The 20,697-nt window shown below is 64.5% G+C and carries 18 protein-coding genes; 1 reads left to right on the plus strand and 17 read right to left on the minus strand.

Annotation, left to right across the window (positions count from 1 at the left end; all coding sequences use genetic code 11):
* Positions 1–100: 100 nt before the first annotated feature.
* The 16 genes from Q8N40_RS13080 to pcaF all read right to left on the minus strand — a co-directional run bounded on the left by Q8N40_RS13080 (position 101) and on the right by pcaF (position 16,956).
* Entirely contained in the window at positions 101–1,978 is a 1,878-nt protein-coding gene (locus tag Q8N40_RS13080; RefSeq protein WP_305712115.1) for a bifunctional diguanylate cyclase/phosphodiesterase, read from the minus strand.
* Between the two features lie 663 nt (positions 1,979–2,641).
* Complete coding sequence (locus Q8N40_RS13085) at positions 2,642–3,601, minus strand: Gfo/Idh/MocA family oxidoreductase (protein ID WP_305712116.1); 960 nt, start codon at positions 3,599–3,601, stop codon at positions 2,642–2,644.
* 1 nt (position 3,602) lies between these two features.
* A complete protein-coding gene (locus Q8N40_RS13090) occupies positions 3,603–4,460 on the minus strand; it encodes a class III extradiol dioxygenase subunit beta (RefSeq protein ID WP_305712117.1) in 858 nt (285 codons plus the stop codon).
* Positions 4,461–4,850 (minus strand): protocatechuate 4,5-dioxygenase subunit alpha, encoded by a 390-nt coding sequence (gene ligA / locus Q8N40_RS13095; RefSeq protein WP_305712118.1) that lies wholly within the window; start codon positions 4,848–4,850, stop codon positions 4,461–4,463.
* Between the two features lie 13 nt (positions 4,851–4,863).
* Complete coding sequence (locus tag Q8N40_RS13100; RefSeq protein WP_305712129.1) at positions 4,864–5,778, minus strand: amidohydrolase family protein; 915 nt, start codon at positions 5,776–5,778, stop codon at positions 4,864–4,866.
* 11 nt (positions 5,779–5,789) lie between these two features.
* The gene (locus Q8N40_RS13105) at positions 5,790–6,719 is read right to left on the minus strand and encodes an NAD(P)-dependent oxidoreductase (protein ID WP_305712119.1); all 930 of its coding nucleotides are present in this window, start codon (positions 6,717–6,719) and stop codon (positions 5,790–5,792) included.
* 5 nt (positions 6,720–6,724) lie between these two features.
* Positions 6,725–7,420: a 4-carboxy-4-hydroxy-2-oxoadipate aldolase/oxaloacetate decarboxylase gene (ligK, locus tag Q8N40_RS13110; RefSeq protein WP_305318491.1), complete on the minus strand. Its 696-nt coding sequence runs from the start codon at positions 7,418–7,420 to the stop codon at positions 6,725–6,727.
* A 1-nt stretch (position 7,421) separates the two neighbouring features.
* The gene (locus Q8N40_RS13115) at positions 7,422–8,450 is read right to left on the minus strand and encodes an amidohydrolase family protein (protein WP_305712120.1); all 1,029 of its coding nucleotides are present in this window, start codon (positions 8,448–8,450) and stop codon (positions 7,422–7,424) included.
* Between the two features lie 17 nt (positions 8,451–8,467).
* Positions 8,468–9,604 carry a 4-oxalomesaconate tautomerase gene (locus Q8N40_RS13120; RefSeq protein WP_305712121.1) on the minus strand — a complete coding sequence of 379 codons (1,137 nt, stop codon included), beginning with the start codon at positions 9,602–9,604 and terminating at the stop codon, positions 8,468–8,470.
* A 125-nt stretch (positions 9,605–9,729) separates the two neighbouring features.
* Positions 9,730–10,632: a LysR substrate-binding domain-containing protein gene (locus Q8N40_RS13125; RefSeq protein WP_305318494.1), complete on the minus strand. Its 903-nt coding sequence runs from the start codon at positions 10,630–10,632 to the stop codon at positions 9,730–9,732.
* A gap of 56 nt (positions 10,633–10,688) precedes the next feature.
* The gene (locus Q8N40_RS13130) at positions 10,689–11,693 is read right to left on the minus strand and encodes a tripartite tricarboxylate transporter substrate binding protein (RefSeq protein ID WP_305712122.1); all 1,005 of its coding nucleotides are present in this window, start codon (positions 11,691–11,693) and stop codon (positions 10,689–10,691) included.
* Between the two features lie 39 nt (positions 11,694–11,732).
* Positions 11,733–12,626 carry a dioxygenase gene (locus Q8N40_RS13135; protein WP_305712123.1) on the minus strand — a complete coding sequence of 298 codons (894 nt, stop codon included), beginning with the start codon at positions 12,624–12,626 and terminating at the stop codon, positions 11,733–11,735.
* Positions 12,627–12,697: 71 nt separating this feature from the next.
* Positions 12,698–13,354: a hypothetical protein gene (locus Q8N40_RS13140; protein WP_305318497.1), complete on the minus strand. Its 657-nt coding sequence runs from the start codon at positions 13,352–13,354 to the stop codon at positions 12,698–12,700.
* Between the two features lie 27 nt (positions 13,355–13,381).
* The gene (gene aroQ, locus Q8N40_RS13145; RefSeq protein ID WP_305712124.1) at positions 13,382–13,870 is read right to left on the minus strand and encodes a type II 3-dehydroquinate dehydratase; all 489 of its coding nucleotides are present in this window, start codon (positions 13,868–13,870) and stop codon (positions 13,382–13,384) included.
* Positions 13,871–13,953: 83 nt separating this feature from the next.
* Positions 13,954–15,681 (minus strand): FAD-dependent oxidoreductase, encoded by a 1,728-nt coding sequence (locus Q8N40_RS13150; protein ID WP_305712125.1) that lies wholly within the window; start codon positions 15,679–15,681, stop codon positions 13,954–13,956.
* Positions 15,682–15,747: 66 nt separating this feature from the next.
* Positions 15,748–16,956 (minus strand): 3-oxoadipyl-CoA thiolase, encoded by a 1,209-nt coding sequence (gene pcaF, locus Q8N40_RS13155; RefSeq protein WP_305712126.1) that lies wholly within the window; start codon positions 16,954–16,956, stop codon positions 15,748–15,750.
* Positions 16,957–17,175: 219 nt separating this feature from the next.
* Between pcaF and mutS the strand changes: the two genes are divergently transcribed.
* Positions 17,176–19,908 carry a DNA mismatch repair protein MutS gene (mutS, locus tag Q8N40_RS13160; RefSeq protein WP_305712127.1) on the plus strand — a complete coding sequence of 911 codons (2,733 nt, stop codon included), beginning with the start codon at positions 17,176–17,178 and terminating at the stop codon, positions 19,906–19,908.
* Between the two features lie 20 nt (positions 19,909–19,928).
* On the opposite strand, the gene Q8N40_RS13165 is transcribed toward mutS, so the two are convergent.
* A complete protein-coding gene (locus Q8N40_RS13165) occupies positions 19,929–20,690 on the minus strand; it encodes a hypothetical protein (protein WP_305712130.1) in 762 nt (253 codons plus the stop codon).
* Between the last annotated feature and the right edge of the window lie 7 nt (positions 20,691–20,697).

Consider the following 20,697-nt stretch of genomic DNA (forward strand, 5'->3'; position numbering starts at 1 on the left):
TTTGCCGTTAACATTGCTCGATTGCCAATACTGCGCGACCCGGGCGCTATTGCGAGGTTCGCTCGTTGCAAGACGTGCAAGCCTGGAGACCTCTCGAACTTCAACCATGCATGCGAGCGGCTGGAGCGCTCGTGCCAGTCATCTCTCGCTCGTCAGTGCGTCCGATTCTCGGGAGGAGCCGTTCCGCGCCAGCCACGCCGCCCGCGCGCGACAGGAGCAACCGGATGGTATCCTCGGCCGTCATCGGATGGCTGAACAGATAACCTTGCATTTCGGTGCATCCCAGTTCGCGTATTTTCGCCAGTTGCTCCTGCGTTTCGACACCTTCGGCCGTCGTCGTCATATTCAGGCTGCTCGCGAGGCTGGTAATGGCGCGCACGATGGCGCTGGCGTCATCCATCTCCGAAACATCCTTGATGAAGGAGCGATCGATCTTGATCTTGTCGAAGGGAAAGCTCCGCAGATACGTCAGCGAGGAATATCCCGTACCGAAATCATCCATCACGATCCGCACGCCGAGTTCGCGCAATTGATGCAATGTCGCCAGCGTGGTCTCGTCATCGCGCATCAGGACCCCTTCGGTGATCTCGAGGTGGAGCCGGCGCGCCGAAAGGCCCGACACGGCAAGAGCTTTGATGACCTTCAACAACAAACTCTGATTCTTGAACTGGATCGACGAGACGTTGACGGCCACTGAGACGTCGCCCGGCCAGCTGGCTGCGGCGGAACAGGCCTTGTTCAGTATCCATTCGCCGAGCACGGAGATGAGGCCCGTTTCTTCGGCGACGGGAATGAACTCGGCGGGCGATACCGGGCCGCGTTCGGGATGATGCCAGCGCAGGAGCGCTTCGCAGCTACGGATTTCATCGCGCTCAAGATCGAGGATTGGCTGGTAATACAACTCCAACCCATCGTTGGCGATCGCATTTCGCAGATCGAGTTCGAGCGTGCGCCGTTCCTTGACGCGCGCGTTCATCGCCGGCTCGAAAAAGCGGAACGTGCCGCGTCCGTGACTCTTGGCCTCGTACATGGCCAAATCCGCGTGCTTGAGCAACTGATCCGGATCGGTTCCATCATTAGGCGCCAGCGAAATTCCGATGCTGATATCGGTAAACAACTGATGCCCATCGATGTCGTAGGGTTGCGCGACCGCTTCCCGAACTCGCGCGGCGAGGGCCGCAGGGTCCGACGGTCTGTCGATCCCGGTCTGAAGAATTGCGAACTCATCGCCCCCGAAACGCGCAATCGTGTCCGTCTCTCTGAGGCACCCCTGCGCACGGTCTGCCACGGCTCTCAATAACTTGTCACCGACCGCGTGGCCGTGCCCGTCGTTGATGCTCTTGAAATCATCGAGGTCGAAGAAAAGGACGGCGAGATACTGTCCCCGTCGGACTCGCGCGAGTTCCGTGTCCATCTGTTCGCGCAGCCGGACACGATTGGGCAGGCCGGTCAACGCATCATGATGCGCCAGGTGAGCGACCTGGGCTTCCGCCTGACGCCGCGCGGTTATGTCGTCGTGCGTGGCGACCCATCCGCCGTCCTTCATGGGGCGCCGGGTGACTACGATCGTCCGACCGTCCGGCAACTCGGCGATATTGCTGACAATCCTGTCCTGCGCGACCGCGGCCCGTCGATAGTCAGTGTAGGCTTCCGCCTCCTTGACGGAAAGGCTTCCCGTTTCGACCCTGTGCTCCACCAACCGGCCGACGGTACAGCCCGGCCTGACGACCTCTGGAGAGAGACCATATAATTCAATGTAGCGCTGATTGCAGAGGACGAGTCGACCGGACTTGTCGAACATCGTCAGTCCCTGCGACATATTGTTGATGGCTGTATCCAGGCATGAATTCTGTTCGCGCTGACGGCGATACGCAAAGGCTCCGATCAAGCCCGCAATCGCGAGGCAGCATACGACGATCACCACGAGAACCAGCCATCGACTGGGATCGTTTGCGACGTAAGCCAGACTTTGGAGCATCGAATGCCTGCGGGGATACGACCTGATCCAATCAGTCTAGTCTGCCGGCAATGTGTTCTAGGTAAACGCAGCGCCTCAAATCATAGCATCCTTAACAAGTTGCAAAGCGAGGAGAGGGAACGAGAAGGCATCGGGCCGCGCGCTTGCGCTACCGCTAACAACGAAAGTTGCCGCGGGCGCCCCATCAGGCGACCGGCATCGAGGGGGCGCAGCCTCAGGGCGACAAACTCACCGGCTTTGCGCGAATCATGATTCGGGTCGGCGCGGACCTCAACCGCGAATGTTCCGCGCCTGCGTTGCCGATGGTCGGGGGACCACCCACCCATCCTCCGGTTACGACCTCGCAGTGGCGGCTATGAGCCCTGGACGTTTCGGCATCCAGGCGAGGACGCCGAGCGCAGAAACATCAAGGTCCCCGATGAAAAGGTCGCGAGCATGCCGAGAGAATTTCAACCGGGCTTCCGTTCGAGATTGCGGGACCGGTTGCGGGCGTTGATTGGATGAGGGTGCATTTGCGGCGGTGCTTGAGACTGCTTCTGGCACTTGGCGTAGTGCGCCACAGCGATATGTCCGGAGTTGGGAGCAAGCCGGACTGCTCGGTCTCGACCCGAGGCTCCCCTGGACGGCGGGGGAGAGGCGCCATGTCCTGCATGGCGCGTCGTTTCATTTGGCGTCGAGCTGCTGCTCCAGATCGTGCAATACCTGATAACACGGCAGCACCTCGGCGACGCTCGAGTTCGGCTCGCGGCCCTCGCGGATGGCGGCGAAGAATTCGCGGTCCTGCAGTTCGATGCCGTTCATCGAGACGTCGACCTTCGAGACGTCGATCTTTTCTTCCTTGCCGTTGAAGAGGTCGTCGTAGCGCGCGATCCAGGTGCCGGTGTCGCCGATATAGCGGAAGAAGGTGCCGAGCGGACCGTCATTGTTGAAGGACAGGCTGAGCGTGCAGATCGCGCCGTTGGCGGCCTTGAGCTGGATCGACATGTCCATCGCGATCCCGAGGGTGGGATGGATCGGCCCCTGCACCGCGTTGGCCTTCACGATCGGCGAGCCCGCCTGGTAGGCGAACAGGTCCACCGTATGCGCGGCGTGGTGCCATAGCAGATGATCGGTCCAGCTGCGGGGCTGGCCGAGCGCGTTCATGTTGGAGCGGCGGAAGAAGAAGGTCTGCACATCCAACTGCTGGATGCTGAATTCCCTGGCGAGGATTTTCTTGTGCACCCATTGATGGCTGGGGTTGAAGCGGCGGGTATGGCCGCACATCGCGACCAGCCTGGTCTGCTTCTGCAGATCGACCACGGCCTGCGCATCCGCAAGGGAATCCGCGAGCGGGATCTCGACCTGGACATGCTTGCCGGCCTTGAGGCACGCGATCGACTGCGCCGCGTGCATCTGCGTCGGCGTGCACAGGATGACGGCGTCGACTTCCTTGAGTGCAAGGCTGTCGGCAAGGTCGGTCGAGACATGCCCGATGCCGTATTTGGCGGCAACCTCCCTGGTCGGCTCCAGCCTGCGGCCGACCAGCGACACCACCTCGACGCCGTCGATGTTCCTGATGCCGTCGAGATGCTTGATGCCGAATGCGCCGGCGCCGGCCAGCGCTACCTTGATCGTCTTCGCCACGTCAGTTGTTCTCCAGAATCAGATGGCCCACCGCGGTGTTGCTGGCGGGCACATGATAGAAACGATGCCGCACGGTGGGCGGCTTGCTGCCGCCATTGACGTCGTTCATGGCGCCGCGCGCGATCAGCCACATCACGAGCTCGATGCCCTCGCTGCCGGCCTCGCGGACGTAATCGATATGCGGCATTTTCGACAGCCCCTCGGGATCGGCGATCAGGCGATCGAGGAAATCGGTGTCGAACTCCTTGTTGATCAGCCCGGCGCGCGGCCCCTGCAACTGGTGGCTCATGCCGCCGGTGCCCCAGATCTGCACGTTGAGGGGTTCATCGTAGGATTCGATCGCCTTGCGGATCGCCTTGCCCAGCATGTAGCAGCGCCGGCCCGAGGGCGCCGGGTACTGCACGACATTGACCGCGAACGGGATCACCGGACAGGGCCACGCCTTCGGATGGCCGCACATCAGGCTGAGCGGCACGGTGAGACCGTGGTCGATGTCCATCTTGTTGACGATGGTCAGATCGAAATCGTCCTGGATCACCGACTGCGCGATGTGGCCGGCGAGTTTCGGATGGCCGATCACCTTCGGCACCGGACGCGGACCCCAGCCTTCGTCGGCCACCGCGAATTCGGCCGCGGTGCCGATCGCGAAGGTCGGAATCAAATCGAGACTGAACGCATTGGCGTGATCGTTGTAGACGAGGAAGATCACGTCCGGCTTCTGCTCTTTCAGCCACTGCTTGGAGAAGTCGTAGCCCTGGAAGACCGGCTGCCAGTATGGCTCGGCGGTCTTGCCGAGGTCGAGCGCCGCGCCGATGGCCGGCACGTGCGATGTGTAGACGCTGGCTGAGATACGGGCCATTTACTTCTTCTCCCCGATGTAGCGGTTGCCTTCAATGCTGCGGCCTCCGCCGACCATCATGTTGCGGTATTCGTCCTCGCTCATGCCGGTCATGCTGCCGGCCATCTGCTGGAAGCTCTTGCCGTCGGTGGCGCCGATCTTGGCGAGGAAATAGATGTTGCCGCCGAGCGCGATGCAGCGATTGAGGTCACGCGCCAGTACCGCCAGCTTCTGGTCCTCGGTCATCGGCCACTCGTCGAGATAGGCGCGCTCGTCGGCCTTGAAGCGCGCGCGGTTCTCCGCCTTCATCAGCGACATGCAGAACTGGTTCAGATGATAGCCCTGGCGCGACATCTCGGCGTCGAAGATCGTGGTGCCGGGAACGTCTGTATAGGGTTTGTCGAGTGACATGGGCTTTGCCTCCTCAGGAGTGTTCGGGCCAGTACAGCCGCATCGGGTTGTCGACCAGCAGCTTCTGCTGCAATTCTGATGTGACCGCAACGTGCGGGATGAAATCGACCAGCAGTCCGTCGTCGGGCATATGGTCTTTCAAATTCGGGTGCGGCCAGTCGGTCCCCCACAGCACGCGATCGGGGAAGGTTTCGACGATGCGCCGCGCGAACGGGATCACGTCGCGGTAGGCGTTTTGCTCGCCGTTCAGCGCCGGCGGCCCGGCGACCGAGAGCCGCTCCGGGCAACTCACCTTGGACCAGACGTTCGGATGCTGCTTCATGAACTTCACGAACAATTGGAATTCGGCGCCGTCAACCGGCCTGGTGACGTCGGGCCGGCCCATATGGTCGACCACGATCGTGGTCGGCAGCGAGGTGAAGAAATCCCACAATTCGGGCAGATCCACCGCTTCGAAGTAGATCACGACATGCCAGCCGAGCTTGCCGACGCGGCCGGCGATCTCGATCAACTCTTCCTTGGGCGTGAAATCCACCAGGCGCTTGACGAAGTTGAAGCGCACGCCGCGCACCCCGGCATCATGCATGGCCTTGAGTTCGGCGTCGCTGACGCTGCGCTTGACGGTGGCGACGCCGCGCGCCTTGCCGCCGGAATGCACCAATGCATCGACCATCGCGCGGTTGTCGGCGCCGTGGCAGGTGGCCTGCACCACGACGTTGCGGGAAAAACCGAGATAGTCGCGCAGCGCGTAGAGCTGCTGCTTCGACGCATCGCAGGGGGTGTATTTACGCTCCGGCGCGAACGGAAATTCGGCGCCCGGACCGAACACATGGCAGTGCGCATCGACAGCGCCTGCCGGCACCTTGAACCGGGGTTTTGACGGACCGGCGTACCAGTCCAACCAACCGGGTGTTTTCTCAAATTCCATCGTTGCCTGTTTCATTTCTTTTCTTCGGACTTCACCTTGCCGAGGATCCGGTCGGCCTCGGTGCGCCAGTCCGCGCTGCGGGCAAATTCTTTCGTGCCTTTCGCACCGAACAGTCCATCGTCGGCGAGGTCGGCGACCCAGCCCTGGCGCTCGGCGGTGCCCTGCGCCGACCATGGCGTCAGGCCGATCTCGCGCACGGTCTCCGCGACCTCACGCACCTCTTCGCTGCGGCGCCGGCCATGCTCGATGACGCGCTGGAAGAAATAGGCGCCCTGCCTCTCCCAGTCGATGCCGGGGAAGGTTTCCTTGAGCGATGCCAGCACGGCGTCCTCGACGCCATAGGCCCGCGCCGTGGTGAAACTCTCGATCACCATGGCTTCCATGCCCTTGATCATGATGCTGCGGCACATCTTGACCGCCGAAGCGACGCCGAGTTCGTCGCTGGCGACCTTGGCGTTGAACCCGAGCTCGATCAGCAGGGGCGCAAGCTCGCGCGCGCCGGAACCGCCCAGCAGCAGCGGCACCTTGATGCGGTACGGCGGCAGCGATGTCATGACGGCGCCCTCGACATAGCGTCCGCCGGCACCATCGATCAGGGCAGCGGCGCGCTGCTTCGCACCCGGCGAGGCCGAATTGAAATCGAGGAACCAGGCGCCCTGCTTCAGCCCGGACATGCAGGCCTGCGCCACCGGCACCGCCTGGCTCGCGGTGACGGCGGAAACGATCAAGTCGGCCTGCGCGGCGAGATCGGCATGCGACGCCGCCAGCGCCACGCCAATGCCCGAGGCATGATCGTGCAGCGGCCCGGCTCGATCGTCATCAAGCTTGATATCGTAGGCGCTGACCCGGACGCCATCCTTGCGCAGGTCCTCGGCCAGAATCCGGCCCACCTCGCCATAGCCGACGAGACCGACATGCCACTGGTTGGAAGCAACCGACATCGCGATCAATCTATGTAGCGCAGCCCGGCTTTCGCCAGCGGCTCACGCATATTGTACATATCGAGGCCGAGCACGCCGGCCGCCAGCCTGGCGCGCTTGTCGCCTTCATTGACCTCGCGCGCTTCGGATGCGTCCGCCGCCTGCTGGGCGATGCCAGCGGGAACCACGACCACGCCGTCGGCATCGGCGACGATGACGTCACCGGGATTCACCAGCGCGCCGGCGCAGACCACCGGGATGTTCACCGAGCCCAATGTTGCCTTCACCGTGCCCTTGGCGCTGATCGCCCGGGAAAATACCGGGAACTGCATCTCGGTGAGGTCCTTCACGTCGCGCACGCCGCCGTCGATGATCAGGCCCCTGGCGCCGCGAGCGCGAAAACTGGTCGCCAGCAGATCGCCGAAGAAGCCGTCGCTATTCTCGGCGGTGCAGGCAGCCACCACGACGTCGCCGGGCTGCAACTGTTCGGCCACCACATGCATCATCCAGTTGTCGCCGGGCTGCAGCAGCACGGTGACCGCGGTGCCGCAGGTGTGGGCATCGGCATAGACCGGGCGCATATAGGGCAGCATCAGGCCGACGCGGCCCATCGCCTCGTGGATGGTGGCGACGCCGAAGCGCGACAGCTTTTCCACCGCCGCATGATCGGCGCGGACGATGTTGCGCTTGACCACGCCGAGGTTGTTCAGGGGAACGCTCATGCTACTTGCCCTTCGCCTTCAAGGCCGCGTCGAGCCGCGGGAACACGCGCCGCGCATTGCCCTCGTAAACCTTCTGCTTGTCTTGCGCGCTGAGGATCACCGAGGCCTCGATGTAGCGCTTGGTGTCGTCATAGGGAAAACCGGTTTCGGGATCGATGCCCTTCACCGCGCCGATCATCTCGCTGGCGAACAGGATGTTGTCGACCGGGATCACCCTGGTCAGCAGGTCGATACCGGGCTGATGATAGACGCAGGTGTCGAAGAAGATGTTGTTCAGCAGATGGTCCTTCAGCAGCGGCTTTTTCAGCTCCTGCGCCAGGCCGCGAAAACGTCCCCAGTGATAGGGCACCGCGCCGCCGCCATGCGGGATCAGGAATTTCAGCGTCGGAAAATCCTTGAACAGGTCCGAGGTCAGGCACTGCATGAACGCCGTGGTGTCGGCGTTGAGATAATGCGCGCCTGTGGTGTGGAAGCAGGCGTTGCAGCTGGTGGAAACATGGATCATGGCGGGGATGTCGAGTTCCACCATCTTCTCGTAGATCGGATACCACTGCCTGTCCGACAGCGGCGGCGAGGTCCAGTGCCCGCCTGACGGGTCGGGGTTCAGGTTGATGCCGACGAAGCCGTATTCCCTGACGCATTTTTCCATCTCGGGAATGCAAGTTTTGGGATCGGCGCCCGGCGACTGCGGCAGCATCGCCGCACCGATGAAACTGTCCGGGAAGAGTTTGGCGATGCGCGCGCACAGCTCGTTGCAAATCGCGGCCCAGGTCGAGGAGACCTGGAAGTCGCCGATGTGATGCGCCATGAAGCTGGCGCGCGGGCTGAAGATGGTGAGGTCGCTGCCGCGCTCCTGCATCTTCTTGAGCTGGTTGTTGATGATGCTCTCGCGCAGCTCGTCGTCGCTGATCTTCAGCTCGCTGGCCTTCGGCATGGCCGAGGGATCGCCGATGGCGGCGATCTGCCGGTTGCGCCAGTCTTCCAGCGCCTTCGGCGCGGTGGTGTAGTGACCGTGTACGTCGATGATCATCGATTTTATCCCTGGTTCTATCTTTGCCGGGCGTGACGGAGTTCGGAGGCTGCGCTGAAACCTGCGGCCTGATGTCCGGCCCAGACTGAGGCCGGCACCATGGCCTCGCCGCGCATCAACAGCCGCGCGGTGCGCAGCAGCGCGGCGCTGGTCACGCTTTGCGGATTGGCCGGATCAACCTCGATCTCGACACTGAATTCGCCGGTGGGATGCTCGACCGAAATGGTCTTGGCATTCGCACCGGGCACCACGGCGATGCCCTCGGTGGTCGAACCGTCGAGCACGCAGGCTGTGGCTACCGTCACCGCTGCCAGCACGCCGATGGCGTCGTGGCAGACATGCGGGATGAAGCTGCGCGTCGAGATAGCGCCGCCGGCGCGGGGCGCCGATATCAGCGTCATTTTCGGGTAATTCCTGGCGGTGACGTCGCCGAGTTGCATGGCGTGGCCGCAGGCGATGCGCAGCCGCTCGATCCGCGCCTTCAGTTCGGTGTCGGCATTGAGCTGATCGACGCTTTCATAGCCGGTGCGGCCGACGTCGGCGGCCTTGAAAATCACCAGCGGCATGCCGTTGTCGATGCAGGTCACGGTGATGCCGTCGATCACGTCGCGGACGTTGCCGGTCGGCAGCAATCCCGGCGCGACCGAGCCCGCGGTATCGAGAAAGTTGATCTTGATCGGCGCTGACGTCCCCGGCGCACCGTCGATCCGGGCCGCGCCCTCATATTCGACATGGCCATCAGGGGTCTGCACCGTGATGTCGCATTGCATGTCGGTGTTGAGCGTGAGCACCCGCAGCGTGGTGGTGTCGCCGTGCGGCTTGACCAGGCCGGTCTCCAGCGCGAACGGCACCACCGCGGCGAGCATGTTGCCGCAATTCGGCGTGGTGTCGACGGTGTCCTTGTCCGGCTGCAACTGGGCGAACAGGAAATCGAGATCGACGCCGGGCCGCGAGCCCCTGGAGACGATGCCGACCTTGCTGGTGAGCGGATGCGCGCCGCCGAGCCCGTCGATCTGGCGCTTGTCGGGCGAGCCCATCACCGCCAGCAGCACCCTGTCGCGGGTCGGGATGTCCGAGGGCAGATCGGCGGCGTTGAAGAACGGGCCGCGCGAGGTACCGCCGCGCATGAACAGGCAGGGAATGGCGGTTTGCATGGCGTTTGACCCGGGGATTGGAGGTCCATTCTGGCGGTTCGGGTTGGGCTCCGCCACCATCCGCCATTTCTAACAGCTATCACGTTCCGGCATGGATGAAAGCTCCGAGCCATGCTGGAAATGCTTCAAGTCGACAGCCCGCGCACCAATTCGGTCAACAGCCGCATCGCATGCAGCGCCAGTGGCGTCGGACGCTTGTGCGCGGAAACGGCGAGGCACAGCACGCTGACCGGCGCCGGGTCGGTCAACCGGCGCACCACCAGTTCACCGGCGCGCGCCGACGCCGCCACGCCGCTGGCGGTGAGCACGGCGTGGCCATAGCCGGCGCAGACCAGATCGATGATCGAGGGGACGCTGGAAACCTCCCAGGCAATATCGAGCTTGATGCCGGCCAGAGCCGCCTGGGTCTCCAGCAGGCGGCGCATCGCATGGACTCGCTCCGGCACGATCAGCGGGTACCGCGGCAGTTCCTTCATCGGCAGCGGCGGCGCGGCCGGCTTGCGCTTGCCCCTGGCCGCACGGCTCACCAGGCTGAGCGCCTCCTGCAGCAACGGCGTGATCTCCAAGCCTGCCTGCGCCTCGGGGTTGTAGACGAGGCCGATATCGATGCGGCCGGTGGTGACCCATTCGACGATATGAGTCGACAGCCCCTCGACGATCGCCAGCCGGGCGGCGGGAAGCTGCTTCTTGAAACGGTCGATCAGGGGCAGCGTCAGTTGCCGGCCGATGCTCGGCGGCAGCCCGATCGTGACCCGGCCGACCGGCTCGTCCCGGCTGGCGCCGAGATCCGCGCGCGCATGCGCCATCAGCTGCAGCACCGCCACGCTATGGTCGAACAGCCGCTTGCCGGCGTCGGTCAGCGCGACGCCGCGGCCGTTGCGCAGGAACAGCTGCTGGCGCAGTTCGGTTTCGAGGCCGCGCACCTGGCGGCTGAGCGCAGGCTGCGCGATGTCGAGCACCACGGCAGCCTTGCTGAAACTGCCGAGTTCGGCGACGTGGACGAAATATTCGAGCTGCTTGAGGTTCATGGCCCTGCGACTGTACACCCGCGCTCAGCTGAGCCGTGCATCCTAAATCCGGAGACTTATTGCTTCGGGATCCCGGCCTTCTCGATCACCGTTTTCCACTTGTCGATATCGGACTTCAGCCGGGCCGATATTTCCTCGGGCGTGCTCGCTTTGGCCTCGATGCCGAGTTCGAGCAGCCGCTTTTTCACGTCGGGCTCGGCGAGAATGTCCCACAGCGCCTGATTGAGCGTCTTCACGATTTCCAGCGGCGTGCCTGACGGAGCGAACAGCGCGTTCCAGGAGACGACGTCGTAACCGGCGACGCCGGATTCCTGCACGGTCGGAATATCCGGCGCGCCGGCCGAACGCGCCGGACCCGTCGCCGCCAGCGCCCGGATTTTCCCGTCGGCGAGATTGCCCTTCAGCGCCGAATAGCTGTCGATCATCAGGCCGAGATTGCCCTGCATGGTCGATATCAAAACCTCGGGCGTGCCCCGATGCGGAATGATCACGAAATCGAGGCTGGCTGCGGTCTTGAACAGTTCGGCCGACAGATTCTGGGTGCTTCCGACATTGATGGTGCCGACATTGAGCGACCCGGGCTTTGCCCTGGCGGCCGCAATGAACTCCGCCAGCGTCTTGAACGGCGCGTCGGCGCTGGTGGCGAAGATGAAATCGAAATAGCCCAGGCTCGAAATCGGCGCAAAGTCCTTCAGCGGATCGTACGGCAGCTTGTTGAACAGGGAGACGCTGATGGCGGTTCCGTTGGACAGCAAGGCCAGCGTATGTCCATCCGGCGGCGATGAAATCACCGTTCGAGCCGCGGCAATGCCGCCTGCGCCGGGCTGGTTTTCAACGTAGAAGCGACCGCCGAGCCTGGCGCCGAGCCGTTCCGCGATCACGCGGGCGGTGATGTCGGCAACGCCGCCGGCGGCAAAGGGCAGAACGATCCGCACCGGCTTGCCCGGGTAGCTGGTCTGGGCCCAGGCCTGTCCCGGAGGAACGACGAGCGCCAGCAGCACGAACGCGGCCATGGCGGTCCGGAGCAGAATCCGGACAACGGCGCCTATGGAGAATGTCATCAGGGTAGCCCTGCCTTGATGGATCAGTTCGCCACCCTGTCACTTGATGGGCGGGCGTGGAAGCACGGCGTCTCCTACCTCCATCCGGTAGACGTAGTCGAGCGAAAACCAGGGCGCGCCGATATCACGCTCGGTCGGATGCGGCTCGTCATGGCGCACGAAATCGCCGATCAGCGCCTTGGTCACGCCAAACTGCACGTCGCTGCCGATGTGGGGATCGGCGGGATCATAGACCTGGGAAATCAACACCTTGAATCCGGGCTTGAAGATCAGCGCATGCAGATGCGCCGGCCGATAGGGATGCCTGCGCTGTTGCTTCAACAGCCGGCCGACCACGCCATTGGTAGGAATCGGATAACCCACCATCATCACCGAGCGAAACCAGAAGCGGCCATCGGCATCGCTGGTGAACTTGCCGCGCAGGTTCATCCCGGCCTGCTCGGGATCCTGGTTTTCGTAGAGTCCGACCGGCGAGGCGTGCCAGATATCCACTTCCGCACCCGAAATCGGCCGGCCGGCAGGATCTACCACGCGCGCGGTGACGAACAGCGGCGCGCCCGGCGTATCGGACCGGACGATGCTGCCGCCGTTTTCGACTCGCGGAGAGTTCAACCGCCAGAACGGCCCGAGCAGCGATTGCGCGGTTTCGGTATTGCCCCGATCGCCATTGTTCAACAGACACACCAGCGAGGAGACGCCGAGCGAGCCGGCCATCAGGATGATTTCGTTGTGGGTGTCGGTGGTGAGCTTGCCGAGTTCGCCGATAATGGCGGCAGCTTCGCGGAACTCGGCCTCGGTCAGCTGCACGTCACGAACAAAGCCGTGCAGGTGCTTGACCAGCGACACCATGATTTCGCGCAACCGCGGGTCGGACGTCTGTTCCATGACAGATGTCGCGGCGACCGTGACATCCTGTTGGTGTTCGATGATCATGGCGCACTCCTTCGGCCGCGGCCGCACGGGGTACGCTTAATACGGATCAGCCGATGACGAAAGGGACGGAATTATTCGACCCAGGCGATGCGCTTATCCAGCGCGAAGATGCCCTGATAGATCTCGGGATCGCCGACATCGCCAAGCACCTCCGGCGCCATTACAGCCGCCCGGCACACTGCGGCGCGAAGCGATGCCTCGTCCAGCGCTTCGATCAGCAGCAGCCCAGCAAACACGCCCTCGTCTTTCCGCATCCCCTTCTCGACCGTCTGCACCGAGGTCCTGGCGATATCGGTGGCGCCGATCTGCACTGCGGCGACCCCATCGAGCGCGGCAATATCGTCGGCCAGACGCTGGGGATTCCCCGGCAGGCGTTCGAGGCGCAGCGCGACGATGGTGGAGCCCTCGCCCCGCCCGGCCCAGGCGGTCAGCTTCCCGCCGCCGCGAATGAAATTGCCGAGTTGCGGCATGATGCGCTGCGACCACGGCGAAGGCGCGTTGAGGCGCGCGAGGTAGGCTGGGCCGTCGAGAACCTCGGGCGTTTGCAGTTCGTAGAGAATGAAGAAGCGCTCGATGTCGGCCCTGATGGCGCGGAACACGCGATTGCCGAGGAATCCCTCCGTGGTCACCCGCTCCGTGGTGTGCTCGCGCGTCAGCCAGTGGCGATAGTCGGTCAGGTTGGACCGCTCGACATCGCTCCAGATCGCCAGAAAACCCGCTCCGCGCATCGTCATTTCTCCCAAGCTGTGTTGATCTCAAACTTTCGTGCGCAGGCCGTGCAGCGCCGCCTGAATTGTGTCCGGCAGTCGTCCCAGCTTCTGCACGGCGGCCAGGATCGCGACGATGTAGCCGTAGGGGCCGAGACCGCAGATCACGGCGGTGGACGCGGTCGACGTGATCGAATGGCGGTGCAGTTCGTCCCGCGCGTGAATATTCGAGATGTGAACCTCGATTTTCGGACCTTCGAAGATTTTCAGCGCGTCGATCAGGGCGATCGAGGTAAACGAATAGGCCGCTGGGTTCATGATGATGGCGTCGAACTTGCCGTGCGCCGACTGAATCCAGTTGACGAGTTCGCCTTCGAGATTGGACTGGTGAAACGAGATGGTGATCCCGAGGGTGGCGGCGAGCGCCTGGCAGCTCGCCTCGATTTCCGCCAGCGTCGTCGAGCCATAGATGTGGGGCTCGCGAATACCCAGGAAATTCAGGTTCGGTCCGTTCAGGATCATGATTTTCGCGGCCATTGTCGCCCCCCCGTTGTACTGAATTCAACTCGGCCAGCCGCCGAACCTTTTGCACGCGCCGAACAGAACCACGAGTTGAGCTATCATGAAAGGCCAGACGCCTCTGCGGCAAGCATCGCCGTGGCGTCCGACGTCGCGAGGTAGGCGAAGGCGAGCGCCGGCCCGAGCGTGATCCCGGGGCCGGGATAGGTGCCGCCCATGATCGACTGCATGTCGTTGCCGCACGCATAGAGTCCGGCGATTGGCCGGCTGTCGGAATCCAGCACGCGCGCCGCCTCATCCGTGACCAAACCCGCCGACGTGCCGATGTCGGAAGGATAAAGCCGCAGCGCATAAAACGGCGCGGTCGCGATCGGCCCGAGATTGGGATTGGCTCCGGCGGCGGACGCATCACCATTGTGGTTCTGGTACACCGTGCTGCCCCGGCCGAATTCCAGATCGATACCGGTTCGCGCGTAGTCGTTCATCCTGTCGACCGTCTCGCGCAAACTGCCGGGGGCGATCTTCAGTCGTTGCGCCAGATGCTCGATGCTGTCACCCGCGATCAGGTATCCGTCGGCCAGCGCGGCGCGCGTGCCCCAGCCGCCGGGGCGCACCATGCCGAGGCCGTATTTCCGCAGCGCCAACGCGTCCGCAATCAGAAACGCGGGGATAGCCGATCTGCCCTGCGCCAGCATCTCCAGCGCGAACGGATGGTAGGAAACCGCTTCGTTGACGAAGCGGCGACCGTGGCTGTCGACCACCAGCGTCCCCGGCTTGCCGCGGTCGAGCACGAAGTGTGGAAACACGGCCTGCGACCCGTCGCGCCGGCGCCGGATCGACGCCGGCGCCCAGAAGGCGGCGCTGAGATCCCGGTCGCTGATGCGGGCGCCGATCGCGATCGCCTTGTCCTGCGCGTCACCGCTCGTTCCAGGCGCCACGGAGGACCACGCCACATCGGTTCTCAGCGCAGCAAACCGCCGGCCGGCATGGCGATTGAAACCACCGCCGGCCAGAATCAGCCCGCCATGGATGGCTATCTCCCGCGAGGCACCGTCCGAGACCAGAACCGCCGAGGTGACGCGGCCGCTTTCGTCCCGGACAATTTTCTCCAGCGATGCGCCGGTCAGAATGTCGACATCGCGGCGGAGCAATGAATAAAGGAGACGACCGACCAGCGCGTTGCCCATCACCAGCCGGGAGCCCCTCGAATAGCCCAGCCGGTCACGCCCATACCGCGCCAGCAGTTTTGCGCTGTGCAGTAGCGATTTCATCGATCCCGTGGCCGACAGCAGATGACCGATGTCGGTTCGGTCGACCATCATGCCGCCGAGCAGCGTGAACTCCGGGATCGGCGGTCGAACCAGCCGGAGCGCGTCGCCCAGCAACCGTCCGTCGAACGGCAACGGCTCGAGCGCGCGCCCCGTCACGACAGCGCCCTCCAGCTCCGAGCGATAATCCGGATGGCGCGGATAGGCGCGCAGCTTTACCTCGGAATGGTCTTCCAGCACGTCGACCGCTGCGGGACCGGCCTTCAGGAAGGCCGCGCGCAAACCGGCGTCCGCCCGGTTGCCGATAATCTGCTGCAGGTAGCGCTCGGCATTGTCGACGCTGTCGGAGGTCGCGACGGCAGAGGCATGACGCGTATTCGGTATCCAGATCGATCCCGCCGACATCGCCGAGGTGCCGCCGACGCAACCCGACTTCTCGACCAGCAACGTTCGGGCGCCGCGGATAGCGGCAAACAGCGCGGCAGACATTCCCGCCGCGCCTGCGCCGATCACGACAACGTCGTAGCCGGAGAGAACGCCGCGCAAGTCCGTATGATGCACGGGCGTTCCTCCCCCGAACCCGTCATTCCGGGATGGTGCGCAGCACCAGACCCGGAATGACAGTTGTCAGTTCAGCTTTTCGATCGCCATTGCGACGCCCTGGCCGACGCCGACGCACATCGTCGCCAGCGCGCGCTTGCCGCCGCGCTTTTCCATGCCGTGGACCGCCGTCATGGCGAGCCGCGCGCCGCTCATGCCGAGGGGATGGCCGAGCGCGATGGCGCCGCCATGCGGGTTGACGAAATCGGCGTCATCAGCGACGCCGAGCTGTCGCAGGCAGGCGATGCCCTGGCTGGCAAAGGCTTCGTTGAGCTCGATCAGATCGAAATCGCTGATCTTCAGGCCGAGCCGCTCCATCAGCTTGCGCGTCGCCGGCACCGGGCCGATGCCCATGATGCGCGGCGGCACCGCGGCCGAGGCCAGTCCCAAGATCCGCGCACGGGGCGTCAGGCCGTGCTTCTTCACGGCGGCCTCGGACGCCAGGATCATCGCGGCGGCGCCATCATTGACGCCGGAGGCATTTCCCGCCGTCACGGTGCCGGGATTGCGCACGATCGGCTTCAGCTTTGTCAGGCCTTCGAGCGTGGTTTCCGGACGCGGATGCTCGTCCCTGTCGACGCTAACAGGGCCGGCCTTGCCGCCGGGCACCGACACCGCCGTGATCTCTTCGGCGAAATAGCCCGACGCGATTGCCGCACCGGCGCGCTGCTGCGAGCGGATCGCGAAGGCGTCCTGATCGGCGCGCGACACCTGGAATTCCTCGGCGACGTTCTCGCCGGTCTCCGGCATCGCATCGACGCCGTATTGCGACTTCATCAGCGGATTGATGAAGCGCCAGCCGATGGTGGTGTCGAAAATGTCGGCCGAGCGCGAAAATGCTTCCGCCGCCTTGCCCATCACGAACGGCGCCCGCGTCATCGATTCGACGCCGCCGGCAATGGCAAAATCGATCTCGCCAGCGCGGATCGCGCGGCCGGCGGCGCCGACGGCATCAAGGCCGGAGGCGCAGAGACGGTTGAGCGTGAGGCCGGGGATCGATTCCGGCAGGCCCGCCAGCAACAGCGCCATTCGCGCCACGTTGCGGTTGTCTTCGCCGGCCTGGTTGGCGCAACCAAAATAGACTTCGTCGACCGCGGCCCAATCAAGCCTGGGATGCCGCGCCATCAGCGCCTTGATCGGCACCGCCGCCAGATCGTCGGCGCGCACCTTGGCGAGCGAGCCGCCGAAACGGCCGATCGGGGTGCGTACGGCATCGCAAACAAACACATCGCGCATTGAATCTCTCCCTTGAATGCCGCGTTTTACGTGGCCACACGACCGAATTGAAGGCGAGTTTTAGGAGCACGGACGGGACAGGTCAATTGAAGGGGAGGTGCAGTTCCCCCTCCCGCGCTTGCGGAGGGAGAAGATGGAGCGCCGCAGACGTGGAAAACGCGTATGGCGGCAGCAAACCAATAGGATCAGCCGCTGGAATTTTGTAGATTGCGGCCCGCCATGACGATCCAGCAATCCATCCCCGTTCCGGCCGAGCCCGCATCATCAGCGGAGGACACCGCACGCGTGTCGCCGATGATGGAACAGTTTCTGGAGATCAAGGCCGCCCATCCCGGACTGCTGTTGTTCTACCGGATGGGGGATTTCTACGAATTGTTCTTCGAAGACGCCGAGATCGCGTCCCGCGCGCTCGGTATCGTGCTGACCAAACGCGGCAGGCACCAGGGCGCCGACATCGCGATGTGCGGCGTGCCGGTGGAACGTTCCGAGGATTATCTGCATCGCCTGATCGCGCTCGGACATCGCGTGGCGGTCTGCGAGCAGCTAGAGAACCCGGCCGAGGCGCGCAAGCGCGGCAACAAGAGCGTGGTCCGCCGCGGCGTGGTGCGGCTGGTGACACCGGGCACGCTGACCGAAGACACGTTGCTGGACGCCAGGGCCAACAATTATCTGCTGGCGATCGCGCGATCGCGCGGATCGGCAGGGACCGACCGCATTGGCCTGGCCTGGATCGACATTTCCACTGCCGAATTCATCGTCACGGAATGTTCCACCGGCGACCTCGCGGCGACGCTGGCGCGGATCAATCCCAACGAGGTCATCGTTACCGACGCGCTGTATGGCGATCCCGAAATAGGGCCGAGCCTGCGCGAATTGCCGGCGGTGACGCCGCTGACCCGCGACGTCTTCGACAGCGCCACCGCCGAGCGGCGGCTGTGCGATTATTTCGCCGTCGCCACCATGGACGGGCTCAGCGCGATGTCGCGGCTGGAGGCCACGGCTGCCGCCGCCGCCGTCACCTATATCGACCGCACCCAGGTCGGAAAGCGCCCGCCGCTGTCACCGCCGTCGCGCGAGGCCGGCGGCACCACCATGGCAATCGACCCCGCCACCCGCGCCAATCTCGAATTGACGCGAACGCTGGCCGGCGAACGGCGGGGCTCGCTGCTCGATGCGATCGATTGCACCGTCACTCCAGCCGGATCGCGGCTGCTGGCGCAGCGGCTGGCAGCGCCGCTGACCGACAGCGCCGCGATTGCGCGGCGGCTCGATGCCATCGCCACCTTCGTCGTCGAAAGTGCGGCGCGCGACGACCTCAGGACCACGCTGCGATCGGCCCCCGACATGTCGCGCGCGCTGGCGCGGTTGTCGGTCGGACGCGGCGGCCCGCGCGACCTCGCCGGCCTGCGCGACGGCATCCTGGCCGCCGATGCGGCGCTGGCGCGGCTCGGGCAACTTGAAGCACCACCGCCGGAGATAACTGCGATCATGGCGGCGTTGCGCCGCCCGTCGCGCGAGCTGGCGCACGAATTCGAGCGCGCGCTGGCGGAACAACTGCCCCTGATCAAGCGTGACGGCGGTTTCGTGCGCGAAGGCTATGAGTCCGCGCTCGACGAGACCCGCAATCTGCGCGACGCTTCGCGGCTGGTCGTCGCCGCGATGCAGGCGCGCTACGCGGATGATACCGGCGTCAAGGGCCTGAAGATCCGGCACAACAATGTGCTCGGTTATTTCGTCGAAGTGACCGCGCAGCATGGCGACAAGCTGATGTCGCCGCCCTTGAATGCGACCTTCATTCATCGCCAGACGCTGGCCGGGCAAACGCGTTTCACCACGTCCGAACTCGGCGAGATCGAAGCCAAGATCGCCAACGCCGGCGACCGCGCGCTCGGGCTGGAGCTGGAGATCTTCGACCGGCTGTCCGCGATGGTGCTGGAAGCCAGCGACGATCTGCGCGCCGCCGCGCATGCCTTCGCGCTGCTCGATGTCGCGATCGCGCTGGCAAAACTGGCGGCCGATGACAATTATGTGCGGCCCGAGGTCGATGGCTCGCTCGGCTTTGCGATCGAGGGCGGTCGGCACCCGGTGGTCGAGCAGGCGCTGAAGCGCGACGGCCACCCCTTCATCGCCAACGCCTGCGACCTGTCGCCGGGACCCGCACAGAAATCGGGTCAGATCTGGCTGATCACCGGCCCCAACATGGCGGGCAAATCGACCTTCCTGCGCCAGAACGCCTTGATCGCGCTGCTGGCGCAGACCGGCAGTTTCGTCCCCGCGACGCGCGCTCGCATCGGCATCGTCGACCGGCTGTTCTCCCGCGTCGGCGCCGCCGACGATCTGGCGCGCGGCCGCTCCACTTTCATGGTGGAGATGGTGGAGACCGCCGTCATTCTCAATCAGGCCAGCGAACGTTCGCTGGTGATTCTGGACGAGATCGGCCGCGGTACCGCGACCTTCGACGGCCTGTCGATCGCCTGGGCGGCGATCGAGCATCTGCATGAAGCCAACCGCTGCCGCGCGCTGTTCGCCACGCATTATCACGAACTGACCGCGCTCTCGGCCAAGCTGCCGCGGCTGTTCAACGCCACGGTGCGGGTCAAGGAATGGCAGGGCGATGTCGTGTTCCTGCACGAAGTGCTGCCGGGCTCCGCCGACCGCTCTTACGGCATCCAGGTCGCCAAGCTCGCGGGGCTTCCCGCGCCTGTCATCGCGCGCGCCAAATCGGTACTGGCGAAACTGGAAGCGCAGGACCGCGGCCAGTCCGCGCGCGTGCTGGTCGACGATTTGCCGCTGTTCGCGATCCCGTCGCGCGCCGCCGCCGAACCGGCGCCGCCGAGCGAAGCGGAGCAATTGATCGAAGCCTTGAAGGCACTGCATCCCGACGAGATGTCGCCGCGCGACGCGCTGGAGGCGCTGTATGCGCTGAAGGCGAAATTGCCGAAGGAACGATAATCGTCATTCCGGATCTGGTGCTAACGCACCGGCTTCCGCCGGCTCCACCACCATAGCGCAAGATTCCAGCTGACGCAGATCGCCAGAGCGATGCCGAGGCCGATCGCCGAGCCGAACCGCAGGGCTCCGACATTGATCATCGCGATCGCGATGCCCAGGCCCATCAAGCCGCCGGCGCTATTGGCGATCACGGCGGCCGTCGCGGGGCCGCCGATGCGCGGGTGCAGGATCAGCATCATACTGGTGAACACCACCGGAAACAGCGCGATGATGCCGCTGACCTTGGGGCCGACCCAGCCCGACGCCGTAACCACTGTCGCCACCAGGGTGGCGACCAGCGAGGCGCGCAAGGGTATGTCGTACCAGCGCCGCGTGATGATCGGCATCTTGACGTGGCGGAAGCGCCGAAGTAGCGGCACGCAGATCGCAAACGCAATGGCATTGACAATCAGGCCGCCGGCCAGCGTCCAGTGCACCGCGCGGATGATCGAGGCCAGCACGATCCACACCGCGACCGCGCCGAGGCAGCTGACCAGCGCATTCCGGCGCTGCGCCAGTACCACATAGGTCAGGCCCAAAAGGATCGTCGCCGCGTTGATCGGCAGGCTCGCCAGCGCGCCCTCGGCGATGAAGGCGGCATCGTGATCTAGCGCGAGAAACACATAAGACGGCCCCGCCGAAATCGGCAGCGTCGCGACCAGCGCGCCGATCACCGGACCGGAGCGCTCGGTGATCACGGACGCCGTCACCACGAACGCGGCGGTGATCGCCATCCGCAGCAAGAGCGTC

The organism is Bradyrhizobium sp., assembly GCF_030693485.1.
Classification (GTDB): Bacteria; Pseudomonadota; Alphaproteobacteria; order Rhizobiales; family Xanthobacteraceae; genus Bradyrhizobium.

Coding starts and splice junctions, on each gene's coding strand:
- Q8N40_RS13080 (WP_305712115.1), bottom strand. CDS start 1,978: ATGCTCCAAAGTCTGGCTTACGTCGCAAACGATCCCAGTCGATGGCTG.
- Q8N40_RS13090 (WP_305712117.1), bottom strand. CDS start 4,460: ATGGCCCGTATCTCAGCCAGCGTCTACACATCGCACGTGCCGGCCATC.
- ligA (WP_305712118.1), bottom strand. CDS start 4,850: ATGTCACTCGACAAACCCTATACAGACGTTCCCGGCACCACGATCTTC.
- Q8N40_RS13100 (WP_305712129.1), bottom strand. CDS start 5,778: ATGGAATTTGAGAAAACACCCGGTTGGTTGGACTGGTACGCCGGTCCG.
- Q8N40_RS13105 (WP_305712119.1), bottom strand. CDS start 6,719: ATGTCGGTTGCTTCCAACCAGTGGCATGTCGGTCTCGTCGGCTATGGC.
- ligK (WP_305318491.1), bottom strand. CDS start 7,420: ATGAGCGTTCCCCTGAACAACCTCGGCGTGGTCAAGCGCAACATCGTC.
- Q8N40_RS13115 (WP_305712120.1), bottom strand. CDS start 8,450: ATGATCATCGACGTACACGGTCACTACACCACCGCGCCGAAGGCGCTG.
- Q8N40_RS13120 (WP_305712121.1), bottom strand. CDS start 9,604: ATGCAAACCGCCATTCCCTGCCTGTTCATGCGCGGCGGTACCTCGCGC.
- Q8N40_RS13125 (WP_305318494.1), bottom strand. CDS start 10,632: ATGAACCTCAAGCAGCTCGAATATTTCGTCCACGTCGCCGAACTCGGC.
- Q8N40_RS13130 (WP_305712122.1), bottom strand. CDS start 11,693: ATGACATTCTCCATAGGCGCCGTTGTCCGGATTCTGCTCCGGACCGCC.
- Q8N40_RS13135 (WP_305712123.1), bottom strand. CDS start 12,626: ATGATCATCGAACACCAACAGGATGTCACGGTCGCCGCGACATCTGTC.
- Q8N40_RS13140 (WP_305318497.1), bottom strand. CDS start 13,354: ATGCGCGGAGCGGGTTTTCTGGCGATCTGGAGCGATGTCGAGCGGTCC.
- aroQ (WP_305712124.1), bottom strand. CDS start 13,870: ATGGCCGCGAAAATCATGATCCTGAACGGACCGAACCTGAATTTCCTG.
- pcaF (WP_305712126.1), bottom strand. CDS start 16,956: ATGCGCGATGTGTTTGTTTGCGATGCCGTACGCACCCCGATCGGCCGT.
- mutS (WP_305712127.1), top strand. CDS start 17,176: ATGACGATCCAGCAATCCATCCCCGTTCCGGCCGAGCCCGCATCATCA.